The 2,112-nt window shown below is 62.1% G+C and carries 2 protein-coding genes; both read left to right on the plus strand.

All coding sequences use genetic code 11. The annotated features are described in order from the left end of the window. Window positions 1-583 (plus strand): hypothetical protein (locus ACPLUI_RS14220; protein WP_424660899.1); only part of this gene is annotated, 583 nt, incomplete at its 5' end. A gap of 372 nt (window positions 584-955) precedes the next feature. Next, window positions 956-2,112 (plus strand): transglycosylase SLT domain-containing protein (locus tag ACPLUI_RS14225; protein WP_424660900.1); only part of this gene is annotated, 1,157 nt, incomplete at its 3' end.

A 2,112-nucleotide genomic window follows, 5' to 3' on the forward strand; every position in this document is an offset into this window, starting at 1 on the left:
TCACCCACCGGGCTGGACGGTATCCCCCGGCGGGCTGTATGTCCCCGGTACGGCGGCCACCGCGTCCGCGGGCGGTGCGCCGGGTTCCGGCGGCGGGACTGCTGCGGGCGTGCAGTCAACCCCTGCTGCGGGCGGCGGTCTTCCCGCCCACCAGAACCCCCTGGTCCGGTCGCTGGACTACGGCCGGGTGGCCAGGAACGTGGTCCAGGGCGTGGTCAGCACCGCAGGTGCGGCGGGCTCGGCCGTCATGCCCCACGGCAACCGCGTTCTGCGCGCCGTGGCAAAAGGTGCGGGCATGGCCGCACAGGTGACCGCCACTGCCGGCGGTATGGCGTACCATTCCTACCGGCGGGCCAGGGGGGGCGGCGGTGGAGTTGTAGAGACCGTGCGCAGGCTGCCCGGTGCGGCGATCCAGACCCTCAAGGAAGGCACCGGCGTGCAGCAGGGAGGCGTCCGGGGGGCTGTAAAAGCAGTTGCCAAAACGGCCACGGCCGCCACTGTAGACGCCATATCGCCCGGTTCCACGCCGGTAGTGGCCAGGCGGCTCACCGGGTCGAGCCTGGACGGGTACAGGTTCAAATAGACGCATTGTTTTTAGCGGGCCGGATGACAATGTCCGGCCCGTGTTTTTTTGACACGAGTAAATGCCGCGAAGTAAGTTTTCATACAAGGTAAAAATGGCCCTGAGCCATACAGCCGCAAGGCTTTCCGGGATCAGGGAAACAGTTTCCCCCCTGTGGGAAAATTTTTGACGTTTCTGGGTATGACGGGTTTGCTCCTGTCGAACGTTGCGGTTGCATACTTGATGCTGTACAGCCTTTTGTTTTCCCACCCTTTCAGTACAAAAAGATTTGACCTTGTATACGGGGTAGGCATGTTGTTCCTGATATCCTGCGGGCTGTGTTTTCTCGGTTTATATTTAGCTGGTTGATTTCAGCTTGGGGGAGGTGGTTGGGTGGAACACCTGAAAAGAGCCGCCGGGAGGGCCGTGAAGAGGGCTGCCCGGGCCGGGGCAAGGAAACTTTTGCTCTTTCTCCTGCCGTACCTGGTGCCGTTCATCCCCTTCCTGGTGGTCCTCTTCCTGGTGTCGGTGCTGGTCGCCGCGACGTACTCGGCCATGGCCCCCGGCAGCTACCTCACGGGGGTCGACCCCTCTCCGGAAGATAAGGAAATCCAGCAGAAATATGAGCAGCTGTGTAATAAGTACAACATCGCGGACACCTGGCTGGTCAACCCGGGGGAACCCTCCAGGCCGGGCGGTCCCGGTTTCGAGTCCTCCCCGGGTAACCCGTATTACCCGGGCCGGGGCAGGGGGGCGAACATTAGGGCGATGGTGGACAGGTACAGCCAGGACCTCAAGCTGGCGCTGACCTGGGGGCAGGTGCACGGGGCGTGCCTGTTCCGGAACTACGTCACAGGAGAGCAGGAAATAACGGACGGGCAGCGGGAGAAGACGGCGGAGGACCTGCACCCTTACTTCTACTACAAAGAGTCCACGGTGAAGGTCTGCAGCAAGGACGGGTGCGACACTTACACCGTCTACCTGCTGGTTGAGGCGTACACCATCCAGGGTCACTACCAGTACCACTATGAATGGGTTACGGAAACCCATGGTAAGGGAGCAAACGCCTGGACCATCACCTACGAGCGGTTGAAAGGTGTGCAGCAGGTCCTCCCGGACAAGTGGCAGCGGCTCAAGGACTGGATGAAACGGGAATACAACCTGGAAAGCGACGCCGGCGAACTGGAACTGGCCCGCACGTGGCTCTGGGAGGCCACCCGGGGGTTCGACGAGCAGGCGGAGTGGCTCAACTGGCTGGTGAACAACGTCAGCTATGCCTCCATTGCTTCTTCGGCCATGATCCCTCCGGAGCTGATACCGTTCTTCAAAGAAGCGGAGGAGAAGTACGGCATACCCTGGTGGTTCCTGGCGGCAGTGGCCTTCAAGGAATCGTCCTTCAACCCCGGGGCGGAAAACACGGACACCCACTGCTACGGGTTGATGCAGGTCTCCCCGTCGAACTGGGAGCATTACGCCCCCCTGCTGGGGTTCGACCCGGTGATGGACAGGGACAACCCCCGGGCGCAGGTGATGGTGGGGGCGTACCTGCT

The sequence above is a fragment of the Desulfofundulus sp. genome (assembly GCF_049701015.1).
Lineage (GTDB): Bacteria > Bacillota > Desulfotomaculia > Desulfotomaculales > Desulfovirgulaceae > Desulfofundulus.